The sequence below is a fragment of the Cupriavidus sp. 01T418 genome (genome assembly GCF_056398885.1).
Genome location: NZ_JBFTQG010000137.1, coordinates 1 through 784 on the forward strand (window position 1 = coordinate 1; position 784 = coordinate 784).

General features: G+C 60.8%; 1 protein-coding gene. It reads right to left on the bottom strand.

Going from position 1 to position 784, the window contains the following annotated elements:
- Nucleotides 1–307 precede the first annotated feature (307 nt).
- Nucleotides 308–784, bottom strand: a 477-nt coding sequence (locus AC1DQ3_RS36575; RefSeq protein WP_477124958.1) for a transposase, incomplete at its 5' end; no start/stop codon positions are given.

A 784-nucleotide genomic window follows, 5' to 3' on the forward strand; every position in this document is an offset into this window, starting at 1 on the left:
GCGAGCTGATATGACTCCCCGTGTCAATCGAGATTGGTTTGATTCAGTTTCACAGTTCCATGTTGTTCCTCACCCAATTTCCTGAGGGCGACGTAGCAGTAAGTCTCGACGGTGGATCACGCTGATATCCGCGGGTTGGCTACCGCATTACAGAGGTCCGCCCAATGAGCCTGCCGCTATCTAGCGCCGCAAGTCGGATGAAATCCATTGCTTAGCTCGCACGCGGGTTGCTCGTGTGCCGGGCTACGCCGCCTTCAGGAAACTGGGAGCTACAGTTGTCAAGTCTGTTGCTAGGGGCCGCGCTGGGTTAGGTTGCCCGCGCCTCGTTCGGTAGGGCAAGCGACATCGCGAGCCGGCCGATGTCCCAGATGAACCCGCTCAGTTCTCGGGCTACCGCGACCACCGCAATGTTCGGGGTCTTGCCGCGAGCGGCAAGTTTCCGATAGCGCCGGCAGAGTCGAACCTGAGCGTCCCAGGACCGGTCGACGATGGCCTTTGGGATACCTTCATGACGGCGTTGGATCTGAGGGCTCAGTCGTGCCGGGTGCCGGTAACTCCAGGCGGCTTCGATTAGCAGCTTTCTTGCATAGCTATTGYCGGTCTTGGTGATGCTGCCCTGTCGCCGCTTCTCACCAGACGAGTGTTCGGCGGGCGTCACGCCGAGCCAGGCCATCAGTTGGCGCGGATGGACAAAGCGCGAGAGATCGCCCAGTTCGGCGAGCATGCCCACCGCCGTAGTGAAGTCCACACCGCGCATGGCCTGCAAGCCCAGTACGGCCGGATA